The sequence below is a fragment of the Pseudomonas guineae genome (assembly GCF_900113745.1).
Classification (GTDB): Bacteria; Pseudomonadota; Gammaproteobacteria; order Pseudomonadales; family Pseudomonadaceae; genus Aquipseudomonas; species Aquipseudomonas guineae.
Map to the genome: position 1 here is coordinate 1,300,363 of NZ_FOQL01000001.1, position 21,713 is coordinate 1,322,075.

The 21,713-nt window shown below is 59.9% G+C and carries 19 protein-coding genes; 13 read left to right on the forward strand and 6 right to left on the reverse strand.

Features of this window, described 5'->3' with window-relative positions:
• Positions 1 to 51: 51 nt before the first annotated feature.
• The 4 genes from BMZ32_RS05910 to ggt all read left to right on the forward strand — a co-directional run bounded on the left by BMZ32_RS05910 (position 52) and on the right by ggt (position 4,327).
• Complete coding sequence (locus BMZ32_RS05910) at positions 52 to 1,647, forward strand: GMC family oxidoreductase (protein WP_090240498.1); 1,596 nt, start codon at positions 52 to 54, stop codon at positions 1,645 to 1,647.
• A 122-nt stretch (positions 1,648 to 1,769) separates the two neighbouring features.
• On the forward strand, positions 1,770 to 2,249 hold the full coding sequence (gene coaD / locus BMZ32_RS05915; protein ID WP_090240500.1) for a pantetheine-phosphate adenylyltransferase: 480 nt from the start codon (positions 1,770 to 1,772) through the stop codon (positions 2,247 to 2,249).
• Between the two features lie 117 nt (positions 2,250 to 2,366).
• On the forward strand, positions 2,367 to 2,618 hold the full coding sequence (locus tag BMZ32_RS05920; RefSeq protein WP_090240501.1) for a YfhL family 4Fe-4S dicluster ferredoxin: 252 nt from the start codon (positions 2,367 to 2,369) through the stop codon (positions 2,616 to 2,618).
• The gene (ggt, locus tag BMZ32_RS05925; RefSeq protein WP_090240503.1) at positions 2,615 to 4,327 is read left to right on the forward strand and encodes a gamma-glutamyltransferase; all 1,713 of its coding nucleotides are present in this window, start codon (positions 2,615 to 2,617) and stop codon (positions 4,325 to 4,327) included. Before BMZ32_RS05920 ends, ggt begins: the two co-directional genes overlap by 4 nt.
• 76 nt (positions 4,328 to 4,403) lie before the next feature.
• On the opposite strand, the gene BMZ32_RS05930 is transcribed toward ggt, so the two are convergent.
• The 4 genes from BMZ32_RS05930 to BMZ32_RS05945 form a co-directional block, all read right to left on the reverse strand.
• Positions 4,404 to 4,742: a multidrug transporter gene (locus BMZ32_RS05930; RefSeq protein ID WP_090240505.1), complete on the reverse strand. Its 339-nt coding sequence runs from the start codon at positions 4,740 to 4,742 to the stop codon at positions 4,404 to 4,406.
• Positions 4,743 to 4,818: 76 nt separating this feature from the next.
• Positions 4,819 to 5,397 carry a lysophospholipid acyltransferase family protein gene (locus BMZ32_RS05935; RefSeq protein ID WP_090240506.1) on the reverse strand — a complete coding sequence of 193 codons (579 nt, stop codon included), beginning with the start codon at positions 5,395 to 5,397 and terminating at the stop codon, positions 4,819 to 4,821.
• 81 nt (positions 5,398 to 5,478) lie between these two features.
• A complete protein-coding gene (mutM, locus tag BMZ32_RS05940; protein ID WP_090240508.1) occupies positions 5,479 to 6,291 on the reverse strand; it encodes a bifunctional DNA-formamidopyrimidine glycosylase/DNA-(apurinic or apyrimidinic site) lyase in 813 nt (270 codons plus the stop codon).
• Positions 6,292 to 6,364: 73 nt separating this feature from the next.
• The gene (locus BMZ32_RS05945; protein ID WP_167376740.1) at positions 6,365 to 7,177 is read right to left on the reverse strand and encodes an HDOD domain-containing protein; all 813 of its coding nucleotides are present in this window, start codon (positions 7,175 to 7,177) and stop codon (positions 6,365 to 6,367) included.
• Positions 7,178 to 7,362: 185 nt separating this feature from the next.
• Here BMZ32_RS05945 and BMZ32_RS05950 point away from each other — a divergent pair, with 185 nt between their 5' ends.
• The 7 genes from BMZ32_RS05950 (at position 7,363) to BMZ32_RS05980 (ending at position 16,943) form a co-directional block, all read left to right on the forward strand.
• Complete coding sequence (locus tag BMZ32_RS05950) at positions 7,363 to 8,559, forward strand: class I SAM-dependent rRNA methyltransferase (RefSeq protein ID WP_090240511.1); 1,197 nt, start codon at positions 7,363 to 7,365, stop codon at positions 8,557 to 8,559.
• Between the two features lie 314 nt (positions 8,560 to 8,873).
• A complete protein-coding gene (locus BMZ32_RS05955; protein ID WP_090240512.1) occupies positions 8,874 to 9,989 on the forward strand; it encodes an ABC transporter ATP-binding protein in 1,116 nt (371 codons plus the stop codon).
• 26 nt (positions 9,990 to 10,015) lie between these two features.
• Positions 10,016 to 11,089: an ABC transporter substrate-binding protein gene (locus BMZ32_RS05960; protein ID WP_090240514.1), complete on the forward strand. Its 1,074-nt coding sequence runs from the start codon at positions 10,016 to 10,018 to the stop codon at positions 11,087 to 11,089.
• 61 nt (positions 11,090 to 11,150) lie between these two features.
• The gene (locus tag BMZ32_RS05965; protein ID WP_090240516.1) at positions 11,151 to 12,383 is read left to right on the forward strand and encodes an ABC transporter permease; all 1,233 of its coding nucleotides are present in this window, start codon (positions 11,151 to 11,153) and stop codon (positions 12,381 to 12,383) included.
• Positions 12,384 to 12,389: 6 nt separating this feature from the next.
• Entirely contained in the window at positions 12,390 to 13,247 is an 858-nt protein-coding gene (locus BMZ32_RS05970; RefSeq protein ID WP_090240517.1) for an ABC transporter permease, read from the forward strand.
• A gap of 268 nt (positions 13,248 to 13,515) precedes the next feature.
• Entirely contained in the window at positions 13,516 to 15,363 is a 1,848-nt protein-coding gene (ilvD, locus tag BMZ32_RS05975; RefSeq protein WP_090240519.1) for a dihydroxy-acid dehydratase, read from the forward strand.
• Positions 15,364 to 15,575: 212 nt separating this feature from the next.
• Positions 15,576 to 16,943 carry a nucleobase:cation symporter-2 family protein gene (locus BMZ32_RS05980; RefSeq protein WP_090240520.1) on the forward strand — a complete coding sequence of 456 codons (1,368 nt, stop codon included), beginning with the start codon at positions 15,576 to 15,578 and terminating at the stop codon, positions 16,941 to 16,943.
• An 87-nt stretch (positions 16,944 to 17,030) separates the two neighbouring features.
• Here the strand turns inward: BMZ32_RS05980 and BMZ32_RS05985 are convergent, their stop codons facing one another.
• Both BMZ32_RS05985 and BMZ32_RS05990 read right to left on the reverse strand, forming a co-directional pair.
• Positions 17,031 to 17,552, reverse strand: coding sequence for a dihydrofolate reductase (locus tag BMZ32_RS05985; RefSeq protein WP_167376718.1), 522 nt, complete (start codon positions 17,550 to 17,552; stop codon positions 17,031 to 17,033).
• Positions 17,553 to 17,597: 45 nt separating this feature from the next.
• Positions 17,598 to 18,785 carry a GGDEF domain-containing protein gene (locus tag BMZ32_RS05990; protein ID WP_090240523.1) on the reverse strand — a complete coding sequence of 396 codons (1,188 nt, stop codon included), beginning with the start codon at positions 18,783 to 18,785 and terminating at the stop codon, positions 17,598 to 17,600.
• A gap of 164 nt (positions 18,786 to 18,949) precedes the next feature.
• Between BMZ32_RS05990 and BMZ32_RS05995 the strand changes: the two genes are divergently transcribed.
• On the forward strand, positions 18,950 to 20,344 hold the full coding sequence (locus BMZ32_RS05995) for a DUF2868 domain-containing protein (protein ID WP_090240525.1): 1,395 nt from the start codon (positions 18,950 to 18,952) through the stop codon (positions 20,342 to 20,344).
• Positions 20,337 to 21,713, forward strand: coding sequence for a DUF3482 domain-containing protein (locus BMZ32_RS06000; protein WP_090240526.1), 1,377 nt, complete (start codon positions 20,337 to 20,339; stop codon positions 21,711 to 21,713). The genes BMZ32_RS05995 and BMZ32_RS06000 overlap by 8 nt, the downstream gene beginning before the upstream one ends.

Sequence of the window (21,713 nt, forward strand, 5' to 3'; positions counted from 1 at the left end):
GACACCCATCGCACAGCCGCACGCCGGTCCAGCACCATAAGAGAATCCGAAATGCCTGTACCCGACATGTTCAAGCAAGGCCTGGCCAGCGGCTGGAAAACCTATAACGGTTCGCAACTGGACAGCGACCTGACCCTTGACGCCGACGTCGCCATCATTGGCAGCGGCGCAGGCGGTGGCACCACAGCTGAAATCCTCAGCGCCGCAGGCTTTAAGGTCCTGCTGATCGAGGAAGGCCCGCTTAAAACCAGCGACGACTTCAAGATGCTCGAAGACAAGGCCTACGCCGAGCTGTATCAAGAAGGCATCGGCCGCATGAGCAAGGATGGCGCGATTACCATCATGCAGGGTCGCGCGGTGGGCGGCACCACGCTGATCAACTGGACCTCAAGCTTTCGAACACCCACGCAGACCCTAGAGCACTGGGCCACGGAACATGGCGTCAAAGGTCACAGCGCGCAAGACATGGCGCCCTGGTTCGAGCAGATGGAACAACGCTTGGGCGTCGCGCCTTGGGCCGTGCCACCGAACGCCAACAACGCCGTGATCAGCAGCGGCTGCGAAAAACTTGGCTATGGATGGCATGTGATTCCGCGCAATGTGCGCGGCTGCTGGAACCTTGGATATTGCGGTCTGGGCTGCCCGACCAACGCGAAACAGTCGATGCTGGTCACCACCATTCCGGCGACTCTGGAAAAAGGCGGTGAACTGCTCTATTTGGCGCGCGCCGAACGCCTGCTGCTCGAGGGCGACAAGGTCACGGGCATCGAATGCCTGGGCATGGACGAACGCAGTGTCACGCCCAACGGCCGCCGCATCACCGTTAAGGCCAAGCACTACGTGCTCGCTGGCGGTGGCATCAACACGCCGGGCATCCTCATGCGCTCGGGCGCTCCCGATCCGCATCAACGCACCGGTAAACGCACCTACCTGCACTTGGTGAATTTCTCGGCCGCGCTGTTCGAGCAGGTGATCAATCCGTTCTATGGCGCGCCGCAGTCAATTTATTCCGACCACTTCCAGTGGGATGACGGCGCAGCCGGGCGACTGTCCTACAAGCTCGAAGTGCCGCCGCTACAACCCGCCATCACTGCCACGATGCTCGGCCGCTTTGGCATCGACAACGCCATGCGCATGGAGCAGTTACCCAATACCAATGTGATGCTAGCCCTTATGCGCGATGGTTTTCACCCGAACAGCGCTGAAGGCAAAGTCGAGCTGCGCGGTGATGGCAGCCCAGTGCTCGACTATCAGATGACTGATTACACCTGGGACGGGATACGCCGTGCGTTCCATACCATGGCCGAGGTCCAGTTCGCTGCCGGCGCTAAAGCCGTGCTGCCGTTGCATGCTGACGCCGGTTACGTGAAAACACTGGGCGAGGCGAAAAGCCTGATCGACAGCCTTAGCCTGGAGCTCTACCGCACCCGCCTGGGCAGCGCCCATGTGATGGGTGGCTGCGCCATGGGTGAAGACCCACAGCACGCGGTGACCGATAGCCTGGGTCGTCACCATCAACTGAGCAATTTGTCGATTCATGACGGCTCGCTGTTTCCCACCAGCATCGGCGCCAACCCACAGCTGTCGATATATGGCCTAACCGCCAAACTCGCGACAAAACTTGCCGAGCGCCTGAAAACTAGCTGATGGCAAGGTATTCACGGGCCGCTCTGCGCCCGTGAATAGTCTTGTTCAGCCGCAGCCGACTTGGCCATGATGAATCACTGCGCTACCATCCGACTCCCCAACGGACCCGCCAGGACGTCACGATGAATCGAGTGTTATACCCAGGCACCTTCGACCCCATCACCAAGGGGCACAGCGACCTGGTCGAGCGGGCCGCGAAGCTGTTCGACAGCGTAATTATTGCGGTAGCCGCCAGCCCGAAGAAGAACCCACTGTTCAGCTTGGAGCAACGCGTAGAGCTGGCCCAGGAAGTCACCAAACACCTGCCCAACGTTGAGGTGGTGGGGTTCTCTACCTTGCTCGCACACTTTGCCAAGGAGCAAGGAGCCAACGTATTTTTGCGTGGACTGCGCGCAGTCTCCGACTTTGAATACGAGTTCCAGCTGGCCAATATGAATCGCCAGCTGGTTCCCGACGTGGAAAGTCTATTTCTCACCCCATCGGAAAAATACTCGTTTATTTCCTCGACGCTAGTACGAGAAATCGCTGCCCTGGACGGCGACATCTCCAACTTCGTGCACCCGGCTGTGGCCGCCGCACTGAACGAACGCTTCAAACGCTAAGCCGCACAGCGAGGCAAGCCGCGTGCATGCGCGGCCGTGATACGGCACAATTTGCAGCATCGCCTCTAAGCGTCTTTCAAGGCTGCAACCCTGTGTTGCAGCAGGAGTGGTTATTTCATGTCACTGATCATCACCGACGACTGCATCAACTGCGACGTCTGCGAGCCCGAATGCCCTAACGCCGCCATTTCCCAAGGCGAAGAAATTTATGAGATCGACCCCAACCTGTGCACCGAGTGCGTCGGCCACTACGACGAGCCACAGTGCCAACAGGTTTGTCCCGTGGACTGCATTCCACTCGACGAGAACAATGTCGAGAATAAGGATGAGCTGATGCAGAAGTACCTGATCATTACTGGTAAAGCATGAAGATCGGCCGCTTGATACGCGGCCCCCTCCTCTGGCGCAACCTACTCGGTGCGCTTGGCCTCTTTTGTGCCTTGCAACTGCAGGCCGCCACTCAGCCTGAACGCATTGCTATTGCCACGGCGCATCCCGCCGCCACCGTGGCGGGCCAGGAAACCCTGGCGTTAGGCGGTAATGCTTTTGACGCGGCTGTGGCGATCAGCGCCGCCCTGGCGGTGGTCGAACCTTACGGCTCGGGGTTGGGTGGCGGCGGTTTCTTTCTGCTGCGTGAAGCAGGCGAGTCGCCAGTTTATCGCTTCCTTGATGCGCGCGAACGTGCGCCACTGGCAGCCGATGCCGACTTGTACAAAGTCGATGGCAAAGTGGACAAAAAACTGTCCCTAGACGGCGCACTAGCTGCCGCCATCCCCGGCTTGCCGGCAGCCCTGGTGGAACTGGCAGAACGCTTCGGCCGCCTGCCACTACGCGACTCGCTAGCGCCAGCCATTCGCCTGGCCCGCAGCGGCGTCAGCATCGACCGGGTATATCGCGAGCGCGTGAGCTGGCGTATTGAGGCCATGCGCAATGATGCAGAAACCGCGCGATTATTCCTCGAAAAAGGGGAAATACCGGAAGAGTTCAGCCTACTGCGCCAACCCGAACTGGCCCTGACGCTGGAGCAATTGGCCGCAGAGGGCCATCAAGGTTTCTACGACGGCAAGGTCGCCGAAACACTCGTCCAGGCGGTACAAGCTGCAGGCGGCATCTGGTCATTAAGCGACCTGGCTGCGTACCGCATCGTTGAACGCCAGCCGTTACGCGTCCAGCTTGATCAAGGCCGCGAGCTGATCAGCGCACCGCCACCGTCAGCGGGCGGCATTGCCTTGGGGCAAAGCCTGCTGATGCTGCAGCAACTACCCTGGCGGCAGGCCGACGCAGTGCAGCGAACCCACCTGGTCGTCGAGACCCTGCGGCGCGCCTATCGTGATCGCGGTTTACTGGGCGACCCCGACTTTGTCAGCAATCCTGCACGCCAGCTGCTTGCCCCTGACTACCTGAAGCAATTGGCCAGTAGCATCGACCCGCATCACGCCACTCCGAGCGACAGTCTACCGCCGAGCAACCCTTGGAAAGAAGGCGATCACACCACCCACTTCTCGGTGCTCGACACCGAGGGCAATGGGGTAGCCGCGACACTCTCAGTCAACCTACCCTTCGGTGCGGCCTTCACCGTACCGGGTACCGGGGTATTGCTGAACAATGAGATGGATGACTTTGCCGCCGATGTGCAAGGTGCTAATGCCTATGGCCTGAGCGGCAGTCAGGCCAACAGCATTGCCGCCGGCAAACGGCCACTGTCGAGCATGAGCCCGAGCTTTATCGAAAGCAGTCAAGACTTTGCCAGCTTCGGCACGCCGGGCGGCAGCCGGATTCCCAGCATGGTGCTGCTGGCGATGCTGGAGTATCTGGATCAGCAGCCAATCGACCGCTGGCCCAGCGTCAGCCGGTATCACCACCAGTACCGTCCAGACCTGATCGAGCACGAGCCAGACACATTCAGCGCAGCACAACGCTCGGCGCTAAACGCACTGGGGCATCAGTTAAAGTCGACAGGCCGACAGTACGGTAATCAGCAGGTACTGTTCTGGGACAAACAGGACGGGAGTGTTGAGGCGGCAAGTGACCCGAGAGGCATCGGCACTGCGATAGTCAAACCGGACGCACCGCAGTAATTCTCTTGCTGGTGGGCCTCACTTTAATCACACCTGGCCGCCAGCCTGAATCGGTAGCCAGGCATAGTCAACGCTATCAGTCCTGGCGATAACCGCTGGTGGTGCAACCCAGGCAGCGCACAAAGGCTTCTTTACCTGGCTCAACGACCAGCGATTGAGCGGCTTCACCCACATTGCCACCCAGGGCAGTGAACGGCAGGCTAACTACAAAAGCCACAACGCCAATAGCAGTTGCCCCGATCAGCAATGGCCGCGCGATCAGCAGGTCACCCATCATCGAATAGCCTTTTGGAGCGTTGGCCGTATAAAGAGGGTCGCCGCTAGTGTTCTGCTGCGCTACCTCAGCATGAGCTGGCAACGCCAGCAGGCCAGTGGTCAGCGCCAGAGCAGCAGCGGTTGAGCGGAACAGTTTCATGGGGCGATCCTTCAGCTATTAGGAGGCGGTGAGACTAACTATAACAGCGCATTAACAATTGTCAGCGTGACGCCCGTCAATCCCCATAAAAGGCATATTCAGGTTTTTTCGGGATAAATGGACGGTAAAACGCCAGGATCGTGTCGAGGTCAGCTGGTTCGTCCCCCGTCGGTATAAAAATCGGCCCGATAAACACTCGCCGATTCTGGTAGTCCAGAGCACAACGAACGATCGGCACGCCTGCGCCCTGGGCGATGTGGTAGAAGCCCATTTTCCAGCGTTCAACCTTTTTACGCGTGCCTTCTGGCGACAAAATCAGCGCAAATTGCTCATGCTCGCTAAACGCCCGCACCGCTTGTTCAACGATATTGCCTTGGCGCTCACGACGAATGGCGATACCGCCCCATAGACGCATCAGCGCGCCAAAAGGCCAGCGAAAAATCGTGTGTTTACCAAACCAACGAGCATTCAGGCGCAGGACGAACTTCACCGCGATAAAAATCACGAAATCCCAGTTGGAGGTGTGGTGCGCGCCAATGACAACAAACTTATCAAGCGTCGGCAGCTCGCCGTCAACACGCCAGCCCAGCAGCTTTAAAGCGGTGCGCCCCACCCACTCAGCCAATGGGTTACGGGGCAGATAGTTAGCGGACATCAAGACCTCGGTGTTTCTTATTATTGTGTTCGGCTCAGTCTCGCCATGGCGCAGCAGCAAATCCTAAGCAGCTAAACCGGTCTAACGCTGGCAGTGCGGGCAGTAAACACTGGCGCGCTGGCCCAGTTTGATCTCGCGCAGGGTACTGCCGCAGTTTTTGCAAAACTCGCCGCCACGGCCATAGACGAATAGTTCCTGCTGGAAGTAGCCCGGCTGCCCATCGCCGCCAACGAAGTCGCGCAATGTGGTGCCGCCACGCTCAATGGCATGGGCGAGGATGCGCTTGATCTCGGTCGCCAGCTTTAAATAGCGCGCCCGCGATATAGAGCCCGCTTCACGGCGCGGGTCGATACCGGCGGCAAATAGCGCCTCCGATGCATAGATGTTGCCCACGCCGACCACTACGGCGTTATCCATGATGAAGGGTTTGACCGCCATAACCCGACCGCGCGACAGCTGAAACAAGCGCTCGCCACCGAACAGATCGGTCAAGGGTTCCGGGCCCAGCTTACTCAGCAGCACATGGCCCAACGGATCACTGCTCCAGAGCAACGCGCCGAAGCGGCGTGGATCGGTGTAGCGCAAGGCCAGTCCGGACTCCAGCTCGATATCCACGTGCTCATGCTTAGCGGCCGGCAGGCCACATTCGACCAGGCGCAGGCTGCCGGACATCCCTAGGTGGCTAATAAGGCTGCCGGTTTCGGCCTTGATCAACAGGTACTTGGCACGCCGCTCAACGCACTCGATACGCTGCCCGGACAGCTGAATATCCAAGTCCTCGGGGATCGGCCAGCGCAGCCGCCGTTCGCGCACAATCACCCGGCTGACGCGCTGCCCCTCAAGATAGGGCGCAATGCCGCGACGAGTGGTTTCTACTTCAGGAAGTTCTGGCATAACAAGTACTCAGCGGAGCCATCCGAGTGGGGCGTTCACCTTAGCAGGAATGCTCAGAAAGCAACCAGGCGGGCTAACGCGCGCCCATATCGCGAATGCTTTCGCGCAGGTTTTCGAAGTCATATTCCGATAGCCCGACATACTCCAACACCAGCTGCTCGATGCTCTGCCACTCATAGTCTTCAGTTTGATTGCCAAGCACCCGATGACTGGCACAAATGTGCTCAGCCATCTTCAGAATCGCCAGCAGGGTTTTCAACTGCGCATCGCGACTGGCGTCTTCGGTAAAGATCGCCAGGGCATTGTGATGGCTGGCAATGGCCTCACACAGGTGCAGCGGCAGGTTCCACGACTTGGCGGTGAAGTAGCCGACCACCGCATGATTGGTATTGAGCAGGCGATTTTCGGTATCTACCACGCGGCGCTCATCGGTGGCGCTCGCGTAAGCCTCTTCCAGCACAGTCATATAATTGGGAAAGCGCTTGAGCATCAGCGGGATGCCACAATTGTGAAACAGCCCAAGGGCGTATGCCTCATCCGGCGAGTGGTAGCCGATGCGCTTGGCCAAACTCAGGCAGGTCACGGCCACATCTTGGGCGGTATCCCAGAAGCGATTGAGGGTGACGATGGCTTCATCTGTCAGCTCGCCGCGAATCGACTGCGCATTGATCAGGTTGATCACCGTATTGCAGCCCAGCAAGTTAACCGCCTGCTGAATTGAGGCAATACGGTTGGCCAGGCCGAAAAACGGTGAGTTCACCAGCTTCAATAGCGCGCCAGACAACCCCGGGTCCTGGCCAATCAGCTTGGCGATTGCACGCAGGTCCGGATCGGGCATCACCTGTTCCATCTGCAAATCCACCATGATCTGCGGCTGCGGTGGCACGCTGATGCCTTGCAGTACTTGTCGGATATAGTCGGCGGAGAGCTCTTGAGACATGACAGGGGAAACCGAAATGAGAGGTGGCGCGCAGTTTAGCGAAACCCCAACACTTCTACAGACGTGTTTTGTAACCGCCGCGACGCTACTTAACCCGCTATAATTTCGCTCTTTTTTCGGAGTCCCTCAGCATGTCCCTGCCTAGCCTGCGCCTGAAAGCCAACGCCGATCGACGCCTGCGCGCCGGCCATCTGTGGGTCTACAGCAACGAAATCGACGTCGCCGCCACGCCACTGAGCGGCTTTGCGGCCGGTGACCAGGCCATCCTCGAAGCCGCCGGCGGTAAAGCGCTGGGCATCGTGGCGATGAGCCCGAACAACCTGATCTGCGCGCGCCTGCTCTCGCGTGACGTCAAGCATGTGCTGGACAAATCGCTGCTGGTGCATCGTATTAACGTTGCCTTGTCATTGCGCGAGCGGCTTTTCGACAAGCCCTGCTACCGCCTGGTGTTCGGCGACTCCGACCTGTTGCCGGGCCTGGTAGTCGACCGTTTCTTCGACATTCTGGTGGTGCAACTGGCGTCCGCCACCATGGAGCGGCATAAGGATGACGTACTCGCTGCCTTGATTCAGGTGTGTAAGCCTAGCGGCATTCTGCTCAAGAACGACTCTGCAGCGCGCGATGCCGAGGGCCTTGAGCGTTATGTCGAGACCTCGTTCGGCGTGGTGCCGGAGTGGGTCGCCCTGGAAGAAAACGGCGTGAAGTTCGAAGCCCCGGTGATTGCCGGGCAGAAAACCGGCTGGTTCTACGACCACCGCATGAACCGTGCACGCCTAGCGCCCTACGTGAAAGGCAAACGCGTCCTCGACCTGTTCAGCTATATCGGCGGCTGGGGTGTTCAGGCTGCGGCCTTTGGTGCGAGCGATGTGATGTGTGTCGACGCTTCCGGCTTCGCCCTGGATGGTGTCGAGCGCAACGCCGCGCTGAACGGCCTGACCGATAAAGTGGCCTGTGTAGAAGGCGATGTATTCGAAGCGCTGAAACAGCTCAAGGCTTCGGAAGAGCGCTTCGACGTCATCGTTGCCGACCCGCCCGCCTTTATCAAACGCAAGAAAGACCTGAAGAACGGTGAAGGCGCCTACCGCCGCCTAAATGAGCAAGCCATGCGCCTGCTCAACAAGGACGGCATCTTGATCAGCGCCAGCTGCTCCATGCACCTGCCGGAAGATGACCTGCAAAATATTCTGCTGACCAGCGCACGTCATCTGGATCGCAATATCCAGCTACTCGAACGCGGCGGCCAAGGCCCGGACCATCCTGTCCACCCAGCAATTGCCGAAACCCGTTACATCAAGAGCCTGACCGTTCGCCTGCTGCCAAACAGCTAAATTCCGCAGCACGTGCACCGTTATATCAATCACGTCTAAGCGTGCGCACCTGCCGAGTGCATCTCGGCAAGTGCTTCCTTCTGCCCCGCACTGTTACAACTCCCCACACCGGCCTGGCGCAACCGCGCCACTGGGCTAGGCTCAAACGCCAGTACTGCAGTGATCGCGATGCACTGCAGCAGTGCTGGCACAGTGCTTGCCTTGTTTGAACACTCAAACACGTTGCCCGCTGCTCAACACCGCAGCCGACGGACTCAAGCATTCAGCTAACGACCATAAGCCGCTAGCTGTTCCGAACACAATTGGGGAGGGGTATGGCTGACCTAGCGGGGGACAAACCGTTCCTGCAATTCACCAACGTTAAAAAGACCTATGACCACAAGAACCTAGTGGTCAAGGACTTCAACCTGGACGTGGCCAAGGGCGAATTTATCACTCTGCTCGGCCCTTCAGGCTCTGGTAAAACTACCTGCTTGATGATGCTCGCTGGCTTCGAAGACTTAACCAGCGGTGAGATCCTAATCAACGGTCGCTCAGTCACCAGCATCGCGCCTTATCAGCGCAATATCGGCATGGTGTTCCAGCAGTACGCACTGTTCCCGCACATGACCCTGCGCGAGAACTTGGCTTACCCGCTGAAGATCCGCAAGCAGCCCAAAGACGTGATTAACGCGAAGGTCGATGAATACCTGTCGCTGGTCGAGTTACTGGATTTCGGCAACCGCTTCCCTGGTCAACTCTCCGGCGGCCAACGCCAACGGGTAGCCTTGGCCCGCGCGCTGATCTTCGCCCCAGATATCGTGCTGATGGACGAACCCTTGGGTGCCCTTGACAAAAAGCTGCGTGAGCAGATGCAGTTCGAGATCAAGCGCCTGCACGAGCAGCTCGGCTTCACCGTGATTTACGTGACCCACGACCAGACCGAAGCCCTGACCATGAGCGATCGAATTGCCGTCTTCGAAAGCGGCATCGTTCAGCAATGCGCGGCGCCCCATGTGCTGTATGAGCGCCCGGCCAATCTATTCGTCGCCGACTTTATTGGCGAGAGCAATAAGCTCAAGGGCGTGATCGAGGCCGTTAACGAGGACACCGTAGACGTTCGTCTTGAAGCTGGCGGCCTAATCAGCGCCCTGAAAGCCAACTGCACGGAAGTCGGCCTGCCGACGACCGTGTCGATTCGCCCAGAGAAACTCAGCTTTACCGAGCGCCTCGGCAACACCGGCAATCAGGTCATGGCACGTTTCGTTACCCGCCACTATGTCGGCGAATACATTCGCTATCACTTCATGACTGCTGATGGCACCGAGCTGGTGGTGAAGAACATGAATGACAGCAGCGCCCCGCAACTCAGTGCCAAGGAAGAAGTCGCCCTGGCTTGGCTGCCGCAAGACAGCCAAGCCCTTGATCGCCCCGTCGTCACGACACCCTGAACTATAAGAAGCAATGGAGCTTAGCAATGGCTAGAACACTGACCACCCGCTTTTCCACCTTCGCCCTCGCAGCAGCACTGGGTACGGCGAGTTTCGCCGCCAGCGCCGAGGAAACCCTGACCGTCGTATCCTGGGGCGGTGCCTATGGCGCAGCCCAGCAAAAACATGTGATTGATCCGTTCCAGAAAGACACCGGCAACAAAGTCCTGTTTGAGGACTACACCGGTGGCGTCGCCGAGATCAAAGCCCAGGTCGAATCCGGCAATATTCAGTGGGACGTAGTCGACTTCGAAGTCATCGATCTTGAGCGCGCCTGCTCCGAAGGGCTATTGGAAACCATCCCTCACGACATCCTGCCGGCCGGCATCGATGGCGTCCCTGCTGACAAGGACTTTATCCCCGAAGCGCTGGCCAGCGAATGCGCGGTCGGCAACATCGTCTGGTCGGTAGTGTTCGCCTACAACGAGAAGACCATCGGCGACACCAAGGCGGCGAGCATCAGCGACTTCTTCGACACCAGCAAAATCCCTGGTAAGCGGGCCCTGCGCAAACGCCCACAGGTCAACATGGAATGGGCCTTGCTGGCTGATGGCGTAGCCCCGGGCGACGTATACGAGATGCTCTCCACCCCAGAAGGCCAGGCCCGCGCCTTTGCCAAGCTGGATACCATCAAGCAGGACATCGTCTGGTTCGACTCGTGGTCGCAGGCTCCACAGCTGCTCAACGATGGCGGCGCCGTGCTGGTGCAATCCGCTAACGGCCGCTTCTATGACGCCATTCGCCAAGAGAAGAAGCCGTTCGTTATCGTCTGGGACGGCCACGTCTATGACCTCGACGCCTGGGCCATTGTCAAAGGCTCGGAGAAAAAGGACCTAGCCCTGAAGTTCATCGCCTATGCCACCGGCTCCAAGCCGCTAGCGGGCATGCCGGATGTGGCCTATGGCCCGACCCGCAAGTCTTCCATGCCGCTGGCTGATCAGAGCGCGGCACCACACCTGCCTACCGCGCACCTGGACAAAGGTATGCAGGCCGGCTCGGACTTCTGGGCTGACTACGGTGAGTCCCTTGGTGAGAAGTTCAACGAGTGGTTGCTGAAGTAATACCTCGGACGCCCCGCGCGGATTGGCGCGGGGTGTCGCTTTCAGGTTAAGGAGTTAACGCTTGTCCACTCTCACCCGCACCGAAGCCAGCCAAGCCTCCAGCGCCCGCAATAAGAAGCGCCTCACCGCCTTTCTATTTGTCGTACCGTTGCTGATCTTTATCCTGCTGAGCTTTGTTGCACCGATTGCCAGCATGCTCTGGCGCAGTGTCCACCACCCCACAGTGGCCACCCTGATTCCGCTGACCCTGAGCGAGCTGCAACGCTGGGACGGCAAAACGGTTCCTGACCAACAAACCCTGAACGTATTTGCCCAAGAGCTGCACAGCTTGGCCAAAGTGCGTGAATCCGGCAAATTAGCCGAAGAAATCAACCGTGCTTCAGCTGGCATGTCCAGCGTGGTCAAATCCACCGCTCGTAAAATCTCACGCTTGGATAGCCAGCAACTGGCACAGCAAGGTGGCGAGATCCTGCTCAAATCGCATCGCAAATGGAGCAGGCCGGATATCTGGTTCGCCATCCAGCGCGCAGGCAAACCCTATACCTATGATTACTACCTGACGGCCCTTGACCTCGAACTCGACCAAGAACACGGCATCCAGGTGCGCGAGGACACGCAGATCTACCTGCAGCTGTACAGCAAGACCCTGAGCATGGCGTTGGTCATCACCATTTTTTGCGCCCTGCTCGGCTATCCGCTGGCCTATTACCTGGCGCGCCTACCGGAAAACCGCGCCAACCTGCTGCTGGTGCTGGTGCTGTTGCCGTTCTGGACCTCGCTGCTGGTGCGCACCACTGCCTGGATCGCGCTGCTACAAACCAATGGCGTGATTAACTCCTTCCTGCTCGGCATCGGCGTCATCAGCCAACCCTTCGAGATGCTCTACACCTCGTTCGCCACGGTGGTGGCAATGACCCATATCCTCTTGCCATTCATGATTCTGCCGCTGTACAGCGTGATGCGGGGCATCGATCCCAGCTACCTGCGCGCGGCGCTGTCGCTGGGTGCGCGACCGATTCCGGCCTTCGCCCGCATCTATTTCCCGATGACCCTGCCGGGCCTGAGCGCCGGGGCTTTGCTGGTGTTCATCATCTCGGTGGGCTACTACATCACCCCGGCACTGGTCGGCGGCACCGATGGGCAGATGATCAGCAACATCATCGCCTTCCACATGCAGCGCTCGAACAACTGGGAACTGGCTGCCGCGCTGGGCTCCTTGCTACTCGCGCTGATCCTGCTGCTCTACTGGCTGTACGACCGCTTTGTCGGCGCCAGCAATATCAAACTGGGATGAGCTGATATGTCCAAGATTCCCGCCTATTACGGTTTTTGGTATCACTTGGGTAGCTGGTTGTTGAAGACCAGCTCCTGGCTGGTGCTGCTGTTTTTGATCATGCCGATCCTGGTGATCATTCCGCTGTCGTTCAACGTCGAGCCGTTTTTCAGCTTTACCGAAGGCATGCTCACCTTTCAGCCCGAGGCCTACTCGCTGCGCTGGTACAGCGCGATTTTCAGCGACGACAAATGGCTGCTGGCAATCAAGAACAGCTTTCTTATCGGCTTCTTCGCCACCCTGCTGGCCACCGTGCTGGGCACCTGCGCGGCGGTAGGCTTGGCCCGTGACGACATGCCGATGCGCCGGCTGATTACCGCGCTGCTGCTGTCTCCGATGATCGTGCCGTTGATCATCACCGCCGCCGGCATGTTCTTCTTCTATTCCGACCTCGGCCTGGCCGGTAACTACCTCGGCGTCATCATTGCCCACGCAGCCCTTGGCACGCCGTTTGTGATCATCACCGTCACCGCCACCCTCACCGGTTTTGACTACAGCCTAGCGCGCGCCGCGATCAATCTGGGCGCAACGCCGCTGCGGGTGTTCTTCGACATCATCATGCCGCTGATTCGTCCAGGCGTGATTAGCGGCGCGCTGTTCGCCTTTATCACCTCGTTCGACGAAGTAGTGGTGATCCTGTTTATGGCCGGACCACAACAACGCACCATTCCCCGGCAAATGTTCTCGGGCCTGCGCGAGCAGATCAACCCGAGCATTCTGGCCATCGCCACCCTGCTGATTCTGATGTCGATCGTGCTGCTGATCACCATCGAGTTACTGCGCCGACGCGCCACCCGCATGCGCGGTATCGAGCAGATTGAATAAGCGCCCTGCACATTGAAAGCGCACCCCGCGCTTTCGCCTCAGGCCGCCTGGGATTAGAATCGGCGTTCTCCTGCCACATCTAGGCGGACTTTAGCCCGGCCACGCCAGCGCCAACACCGCGCCGAGCAGCGCCCCAGCCCCACAAATGCACACTTGCGTTTGCCTTGGGCCTGATCCCGGCTCACCATACGCACTAACAGCCCGTTGCCAGTACAGCGCCATTGTCTGTGAACGCGTGACCTGATTAGCCTTTGCAGGATTTATCGCCATGCCTGATTACCGCTCGAAGACCTCTACCCACGGCCGCAACATGGCTGGCGCACGCGCCCTGTGGCGCGCCACCGGGATGAAAGATGAAGACTTCAAGAAGCCGATCATCGCCGTTGCCAACTCCTTTACCCAGTTCGTACCAGGCCACGTACACCTCAAAGACATGGGACAACTGGTCGCCCGTGAAATCGAGCGCGCCGGTGGCGTCGCCAAAGAATTCAACACCATCGCGGTCGATGACGGCATCGCCATGGGTCACGACGGCATGCTCTATTCGCTGCCGAGCCGCGAGATCATCGCCGACTCCGTCGAGTACATGGTCAACGCCCACTGCGCCGACGCTATCGTCTGCATCAGTAACTGCGACAAGATCACCCCCGGCATGCTGATGGCTGCACTGCGCCTGAACATCCCGGTAATTTTCGTTTCCGGCGGCCCAATGGAAGCCGGCAAAACCAAGCTGGCCAGCCACGGCCTGGACCTGGTTGATGCCATGGTGATTGCCGCTGACGAAAGCGCCAGCGATGAGACGGTTGCCGAATACGAGCGCAGCGCCTGCCCGACCTGCGGCAGCTGCTCCGGCATGTTTACCGCCAACTCGATGAACTGCCTGATGGAAGCCCTGGGCCTGGCCCTACCGGGCAATGGTTCGACCCTGGCCACCCACAGCGACCGCGAGCAGCTGTTCCTGCAAGCGGGGCGCACCGTGGTCGAACTGTGCAAACGCTACTACCAGGGCAACGATGAGTCGGTATTGCCGCGCAATATCGCCAACTTCAAGGCATTCGAAAATGCCATGACGCTGGACATCGCCATGGGCGGCTCGACCAACACCATCCTGCACCTGCTGGCCGCAGCCCAAGAAGCCGAAATCGACTTCGACCTGCGCGACATCGATCGCCTGTCCCGCGTCGTGCCGCAACTGTGCAAAGTCGCGCCAAACATCCAGAAATATCACATGGAAGACGTGCACCGCGCCGGCGGCATCTTCAGCATCCTTGGCTCGCTGGCCCGTGGCGGCCTGTTGCACACCGATCTGCCGACCGTGCACAGCACATCCATGGCCGAAGCCATCGCCAAGTGGGACATCACCCAGACGGCCGACGAAGCCGTGCACACCTTCTTTAAAGCCGGCCCGGCAGGTATCCCCACGCAGACGGCGTTCAGCCAGAGCACACGCTGGGATACGGTCGATGACGACCGAGAGAACGGCTGCATCCGCAGCGTCGAGCATGCGTACTCGCAAGAAGGCGGTCTCGCCGTGCTCTACGGCAACATCGCCCTCGACGGCTGTGTGGTGAAAACCGCAGGCGTGGATGAGTCGATCCATATCTTCGAAGGCAATGCGAAAATCTTCGAGAGCCAGGACAGTGCGGTACGCGGCATCCTCGCGGACGAAGTGGTGGCCGGCGACATCGTCATCATCCGTTACGAAGGGCCAAAAGGCGGCCCCGGTATGCAGGAAATGCTCTACCCGACCTCGTACCTGAAGTCCAAAGGCCTGGGTAAAGAATGCGCCCTGCTCACCGACGGCCGTTTTTCCGGCGGCACGTCGGGCCTGTCCATCGGTCACGCCTCGCCAGAAGCCGCAGCAGGCGGCGCCATCGGCCTGGTGCGTGAAGGCGACAAGATCCTGATCAACATCCACGAGCGCACCATCAACCTACTGATCAGCGACGAAGAAATCTCCCACCGTCGCCACGAGCAAGACAAAAAAGGCTGGAAGCCGGTGGAACATCGCCCACGCAAAGTCACCACGGCGTTGAAGGCCTACGCCCTACTCGCCACCAGTGCTGACAAAGGTGCAGTGCGCGATAAAGCGTTGCTGGAGAAACTGGTGCCCTAGGCCCCAGCTCAACAAGAACCCGGCCCCTGCGCCGGGTTTTTTATGCCGCAACTTAAGCCCTGCTGGCTGTAAACATATCGCTTGCCGCTAGGGCGTGGCCGATACATCCCGAAGACCATTCAGCACACCACCACCGGCGGCCAGGTATCAGCCAGCGCTGGGCGAGGCGGGTATTGCTCAGTAGAATCGCGCTCTTTTTCCGGAGCACCGCCATGAGCGCACTCGAAAAACCGCCTGCCACCGACGAATTGGTGTTCGGTCTGGAAGACCGTCCCAAGCCCCTGATCAGCCTGTTGGCGGCCTTGCAGCACCTGTTGGCGATCATTGTGCCGATCGTCACCCCAGGCCTGTTGATCTGCCAGGCGCTGGGCGTGTCAGCGCGCGATACCAACCTGATTGTATCGATGTCGCTGGTGATCTCCGGGATCGCCACCTTCGTTCAGTGCAAGCGCTTCGGACCTTTCGGTGCCGGGCTGCTGATCGTGCAGGGCACCAGCTTCAACTTTGTCGGCCCGCTGATTGCCGGCGGCGCATTGATGGTGCAGCAAGGCACGCCTGTGGAAGCAGTAATGGCGGCGATCTTCGGCGTGGTGATGGCCGGTTCGTTTATTGAGATGGGCGTGTCGCGCATCCTGCCGTTCGTCAAACGGCTGATCTCGCCGCTGGTCACTGGCATCGTGGTGCTGATGATCGGCCTGACCCTGATCAAGGTCGGCCTGATCAGCATGGGCGGCGGCTTCTCGGCGATGGCCGACGGCACCTTTGCCAACGCTGAAAACCTGCTGCTGTCCGGCGTGGTGCTGGGCGTAATCGTGGTACTCAACCGTATTCAGCTGGTTTGGCTGCGCAGCTGCGCAATCGTTATCGCTCTGGCGATCGGCTATGCCCTGGCCGGTTATCTAGGCCGCTTGGACTTCACCGGTATGCATGAAGCGGAGCTGTTTCAGGTGCCGATCCCGCTGCATTTTGGTTTAGGTTTTTCCTGGAGCCTGTTTATTCCCATGCTGGTGATCTACTTGGTGACCTCGCTGGAAGCCATTGGTGATGTCACCGCTACCAGTAAAATTTCCGGTCAACCGGTCGAAGGCCCGGTTTGGATGCGGCGGATCAAGGGCGGCGTGCTGGTCAACGGGGCCAACTCGTTGCTGGCTGGGCTGTTCAACACCTTCCCCAGCTCGGTGTTTGCGCAGAACAACGGGGTGATTCAGCTGACCGGCATCGCCAGCCGCCACATTGGCCTGTGGATTGCCGCCATGCTGGTGATTCTCGGCTTGTTCCCCAGTGTGGCGGGGGTCATCCAAGCGGTACCAGAGCCGGTACTGGGTGGCGCGGCGTTAGTGATGTTTGGTGCAGTCGCCGCCGCCGGGATCAACATTATTGCCGGCGTACATCTGGATCGCCGCGCCCTGCTGATCATCTCGGTGTCCCTGGCCTTGGGCCTGGGCGTGTCGCAGGTGCCGGAATTTCTCGCGCACATGCCCGCTGCACTGCGCAACGTACTGGAGTCCGGCGTTGCCACCGGCGGTATCTGCGCTCTGCTGATGAACTGGTTTCTTCCTGATAGCAAAGCCAACACCTAAACCGACCGCCTAACGCAAAACGCCACCTACTCAGGTGGCGTTTTGCCTTCTAACTCAAGCCCAACCCTGTAGCGGCGGCCTATCGGGTTAGCCCGCTATACACCGCTCCCAAGTCTCGAAGACATAAGCGGGGGTTTCTGCCGTGGCGGTATGTGCGGCACTTTCACTTAGCTGCCACTGCGTCAGATTCAACGCAGGAAAATAGGCGTCGCCCTCAGGGCTGAGCGTAACCCGCGTCAGATACAACCGCTCGGCCTGGGCTAAGCCCAGCGCATACAACTGCGCGCCGCCGATCAGCATCAACTCATCGGCATCATTGGCGTGCGCCCAGGCCTCGGCACGCTCAAGTGCAGCCTCCAGGCTGGCAAACACTTCCGCACCCTCCAGTTGCAAACCAGGCTGACGGCTGACCACCAGATTGAGCCGGCCCGGCAGCGGCCGCCCGAGCGAGTCCCAGGTCTTACGGCCCATGATGATCGGCTTACCCAAGGTCAGCGCCTTAAAGTGTTTGAGATCCGCTGGCAGGTGCCAGGGCAGTTGGTTGTCGCGGCCGATCACACGGTTTTCCGCGAGGGCCGCAATCAAGCAGAGGGGCAATGAATTTTTCATAGCAGCGAGAATACCGACTCCGCTGCAATCATTGAAGCCTTACCTCTACCCAGTTGCGCGTCCGATCTGCTTCTTAGATACGACGCCGTTACGCCCTTGCTCTTTGGCCAGGTAGAGCGCGACATCGGCCAACCGCAAAGCATCTTCCAAGCTGTGTTGCGGCTGTGGCGACAGATACGCCATGCCGATACTCAGCGTAACCACTTTAGCCGCCTCTGAATCTGCATGGCTCAATGCCAACGCCTCAACGCCCGAGCGGATACTTTCCAGAATCGCCAACAATTGCTCTTCGCTCAGGCCATACCAGATACCCACGAACTCTTCACCACCATAACGCGCCGCACAATCCAGCGGCCGCCGCGCATGCTCACCGACAACCTGAGCCACTTGGCGCAGCGCTTCATCACCGGCGGCATGGCCATAGTGGTCGTTGTAACGTTTGAAGAAATCCACGTCCATCATCACCACGCCCAGTGGCTTTTTTTCACGCTGTGCCTGGCGCCAACAGAGCTCGGCGCGCGCAGTGAAAGCGCGACGGTTTAGTAACCCGGTGAGAAAGTCATTTTCAGCCAAATCCTGTAATAAGCCCTGCGCAAGGAAATTCTGCCGCGTGGAGTACTCCAGGGAATAACAACCGACCGAGCCGATGACATTGGCAAGGAGCAGAAACAGGGCATTACTCAGCAGTAATTCGCCGTCAAACCCCACACCGACCTCAACGGCCACATACGTCAGAAAAGTTATCCAGCCACAGAGTACTGCGGTGGTAAAACGTAAGCCGGTGAGGAAGTAGAAGAACACCGTAACCAGGATGATGCCTTCATAGGGCAGGGCAAAGTTGTGAGCACGCGCCAGGCCGATAATCCCCGCCACTGACAGGCCGCAGAGCAGTGCCACAGCGCCGCCAATCAGCTGCAGATGATCACGCAGACCACGCCGATAAGTGGCCAACCAGGCCAGCAACAGCAGCGGCTGAATCACCCCCAGGCGCAGCGTCAATACCCGACTGCGCAGCGGCTCGGGCAGGTTGATCGCATCCAGCAGTACAAACAGCAGCGCCAGCAGCGTCGCCACCAGCAGCGCCCAGCGCATACGACGCAAGAACACATTAGCGTGGTAGCGCTTGAACGCCTGCTCCAACTCGCCGTCAAAGTTTAGCGAACGAAAGCCCTGCTGATGCTGATGCAAGTACGGAGAGTCCTGATTGACCCAGTCCAGATGCGGTAACTTCACGATGGCACTCGCTTTTATTGTTATTGACCCACAGCAATGATCGATGCGGCATCCGATAGCAGCCACAGCCTAACGGGCTGACCGCAAGCGTACACGCGCACAACGGTGCCATACATCACCTGCTGCGGTTATCCTTTGTTTACCACTCGCCTACGGAACGTCGCGTGCGCCCACTCGAACCCCCCCGGCCCAGCCGCCTACAACGCCTTTGGCTAAGTGAAACTATTCGTCTGCGCGAAGAGCATGCCGGGCCCCTCGAAGACAGCGAGATCATCCGCCACACCCAGGCCCAGGGCGGCGCACTCGGCGAACGCATCCAGACCCGCGCCTGGCTACTGGGCGAGCGCGATGGCCAGGTGCAGGCTTTGCAGCATTGGCTGCAGGGCGCACGCCTGGCCGGCTTGCTGCTGGTGCTACTGGCCATCCTCAGCGGCAGCGGCCTGGCGGTGGCGGCGTTGGGCGACGGCTTGCGTCCGGTCAATGTGTTCTGGGCCCTGGGCAGCCTGCTCGGTTTGAATTTAATTCTGCTGCTCGGCTGGGCGCTGGGCCTGTTGCTGAGCCGTGACGGCGCAGGTGTTCTTGGGCATCTCTGGCTATGGTTAAGCGCCAAACTGGCCCGCGACGCCCAAGCCGCGCAACTGGCACCCGCACTGTTACTGATGTTGCAACGCCAACGCCTGAGCCGCTGGGGCTTGGGTGCGCTGGTACATGGCTTCTGGCTGCTGACCCTGCTCACAGCGTTACTGACCCTGCTGGCCCTGTTGGCTACCCGGCGCTACGGCTTTGTCTGGGAAAGCACCCTGCTCGGCGGCGACAGCTTTATCGCCCTCACCCAAGCCCTCGGCAGCCTGCCAGCGCTGCTCGGCTTCAGCCTGCCGGATGCCGAACTGATCCGCGCCAGCGGCGACAGCGCCCTGGCCAATGAAAGCGCGCGACTGAGCTGGGCCGGCTGGTTGGTCGGTGTGCTGGTGGTCTACGGTCTGCTGCCGCGCCTAGGGTTGTTGCTGTTTTGCCTGTGGCGCTGGCGACGTGGCTGTGCCGCACTGAGTCTGGACCTCAACTTACCCGGCTACAGCCTACTGCGTGAGCGCCTGCAACCGAGCAGCGAACGTCTCGGCGTATGTGATGCCGCGCCCACCCAACTGCATCAGCCCCTGGCAGGGCATAACGCATTCGATAGCCAGGGCGCGTTGCTGGTGGCGGTCGAGTTGGACCCACAACGCAGCTGGCCGCCCGCACTGCCCAATAGCATCAGCAATGCGGGGGTAATAGACAGTCGCGAGCAGCGCAAGCAACTGCTTGATCAACTCAGCCGTTTTCCTCCGGCGCGCCTGCTGATTGCCTGTGACCCGCGCCGCTCGCCGGACCGCGGTAGCCTGGCGCTGCTCGGCGAACTGGCGCGCAGCGCCACGGCCACGCGCATCTGGCTGCTGCCACCGCCACCGGGTGAAGCACTGGACAGTGCTCGCTTGGGCGACTGGCACCGAGCGCTGGAGCAACTGCAACTTGTCCACAGTGACAGTGCGCCGTTCAGCTGGCTGGAGCATGGGCATGACTAAACCACTCAAGCTGGCTGTAGTTGGCCACACCAATGTCGGCAAAACCTCGTTGCTGCGCACCCTGACCCGCGACGTCGGCTTCGGCGAGGTCTCGCATCGCCCCAGCACCACCCGGCATGTCGAAGGGGCGCGTCTGTCTGTCGATGGCGAGGCGCTGCTGGAGCTTTATGACACGCCGGGCCTGGAAGACGCTATCGCCCTGCTCGACTACCTTGAACGCCTGGATCGCCCTGGCGAACGCTTGGATGGGCCGGCGCGATTGTCGCGCTTTATGGATGGCAGCGAAGCGCGCCAACGCTTTGAACAGGAAGCCAAAGTACTGCGCCAACTGCTCGCCTCCGACGCCGGCCTGTATGTGATCGATGCCCGCGAACCGGTGCTGGCCAAATACCGTGACGAACTGGCCGTGCTGAGCATGTGCGGCCGGCCGCTACTGCCGGTACTGAATTTTGTCAGCAGCAGCCAGCACCGCGAGCAAGAGTGGCGTGAGGCCCTGGCCCGGCTAGGTCTGCATGCGCTGGTGTGCTTCGACAGCGTAGCGCCGCCGCTGGACGGCGAGCGACGTCTGTACGACAGCTTGGCATTGCTGCTGGAAAAAGCGCGACCACAATTGCAACGGCTGATCGATGACCACCAGGCACAACGGCAACTGCGCCGCAGCAACGGCGCACGACTGATCGCCGAACTGCTCCTCGACTGCGCCGCCTATCGGCGTAGCGTGGCTGCGCAAAGTACGCTGGAGCAAGGCGCAATCCGCGATCTGCACCAGAACATTCGTCAGCGCGAACAACGCAGCGTGGAAGCGCTACTGCGCCTATACGCCTTCCGCCAAGACGACGCCAAAGCCGGCGACCTACCCTTGCTCGACGGTCGCTGGGGTGACGACCTGTTTAATCCGGAAACCCTCAAGCAACTTGGGGTAAAAGTCGGCGGCGGTATGGCCGCAGGCGCAGCTACCGGCGTCGGCGTTGATTTGCTGGTCGGCGGTATCACCCTGGGTGCAGCCGCCGCCCTCGGCGCACTAATCGGCGGCAGCGCGCAAACCCTGCGCAGCTACGGCGAGCGGCTGAAAGGCAAACTCAAAGGCCAGCGCGAGCTGAGCGTCGACGACGCCGTACTGCGCTTGCTCGCCCTGCGCCAACAGCGGTTGCTGCACGCGCTGGAAGCGCGCGGGCATGCCGCCGTCGACGCCATTACCTTGCTCACCCCGCAAGACGCCAGCTGGCGTGAAGGCAAACTGCCGGACGCCCTGCACAAAGCCCGCGCCCACCCTGAATGGTCATCGCTCAATCCCGCTGCGCAACTGCAACAAAGCGAGCGCGAACTACAGCTCAACGCGCTGGCAACCGCGCTGCTAAAGGTCGACTAG

What these genes read in the sequence shown, in the direction of transcription:
- BMZ32_RS05980 (WP_090240520.1), top strand. Translation starts at nt 15,576, where the DNA reads ATGAGCGCACTCGAAAAACCGCCTGCCACCGACGAATTGGTGTTCGGT.
- BMZ32_RS05935 (WP_090240506.1), bottom strand. Translation starts at nt 5,397, where the DNA reads ATGTCCGCTAACTATCTGCCCCGTAACCCATTGGCTGAGTGGGTGGGG.
- BMZ32_RS05970 (WP_090240517.1), top strand. Translation starts at nt 12,390, where the DNA reads ATGTCCAAGATTCCCGCCTATTACGGTTTTTGGTATCACTTGGGTAGC.
- BMZ32_RS05985 (WP_167376718.1), bottom strand. Translation starts at nt 17,552, where the DNA reads ATGAAAAATTCATTGCCCCTCTGCTTGATTGCGGCCCTCGCGGAAAAC.
- mutM (WP_090240508.1), bottom strand. Translation starts at nt 6,291, where the DNA reads ATGCCAGAACTTCCTGAAGTAGAAACCACTCGTCGCGGCATTGCGCCC.
- ggt (WP_090240503.1), top strand. Translation starts at nt 2,615, where the DNA reads ATGAAGATCGGCCGCTTGATACGCGGCCCCCTCCTCTGGCGCAACCTA.
- BMZ32_RS05910 (WP_090240498.1), top strand. Translation starts at nt 52, where the DNA reads ATGCCTGTACCCGACATGTTCAAGCAAGGCCTGGCCAGCGGCTGGAAA.
- BMZ32_RS05920 (WP_090240501.1), top strand. Translation starts at nt 2,367, where the DNA reads ATGTCACTGATCATCACCGACGACTGCATCAACTGCGACGTCTGCGAG.
- BMZ32_RS05960 (WP_090240514.1), top strand. Translation starts at nt 10,016, where the DNA reads ATGGCTAGAACACTGACCACCCGCTTTTCCACCTTCGCCCTCGCAGCA.
- BMZ32_RS05950 (WP_090240511.1), top strand. Translation starts at nt 7,363, where the DNA reads ATGTCCCTGCCTAGCCTGCGCCTGAAAGCCAACGCCGATCGACGCCTG.
- coaD (WP_090240500.1), top strand. Translation starts at nt 1,770, where the DNA reads ATGAATCGAGTGTTATACCCAGGCACCTTCGACCCCATCACCAAGGGG.
- BMZ32_RS05930 (WP_090240505.1), bottom strand. Translation starts at nt 4,742, where the DNA reads ATGAAACTGTTCCGCTCAACCGCTGCTGCTCTGGCGCTGACCACTGGC.
- BMZ32_RS05955 (WP_090240512.1), top strand. Translation starts at nt 8,874, where the DNA reads ATGGCTGACCTAGCGGGGGACAAACCGTTCCTGCAATTCACCAACGTT.
- ilvD (WP_090240519.1), top strand. Translation starts at nt 13,516, where the DNA reads ATGCCTGATTACCGCTCGAAGACCTCTACCCACGGCCGCAACATGGCT.
- BMZ32_RS06000 (WP_090240526.1), top strand. Translation starts at nt 20,337, where the DNA reads ATGACTAAACCACTCAAGCTGGCTGTAGTTGGCCACACCAATGTCGGC.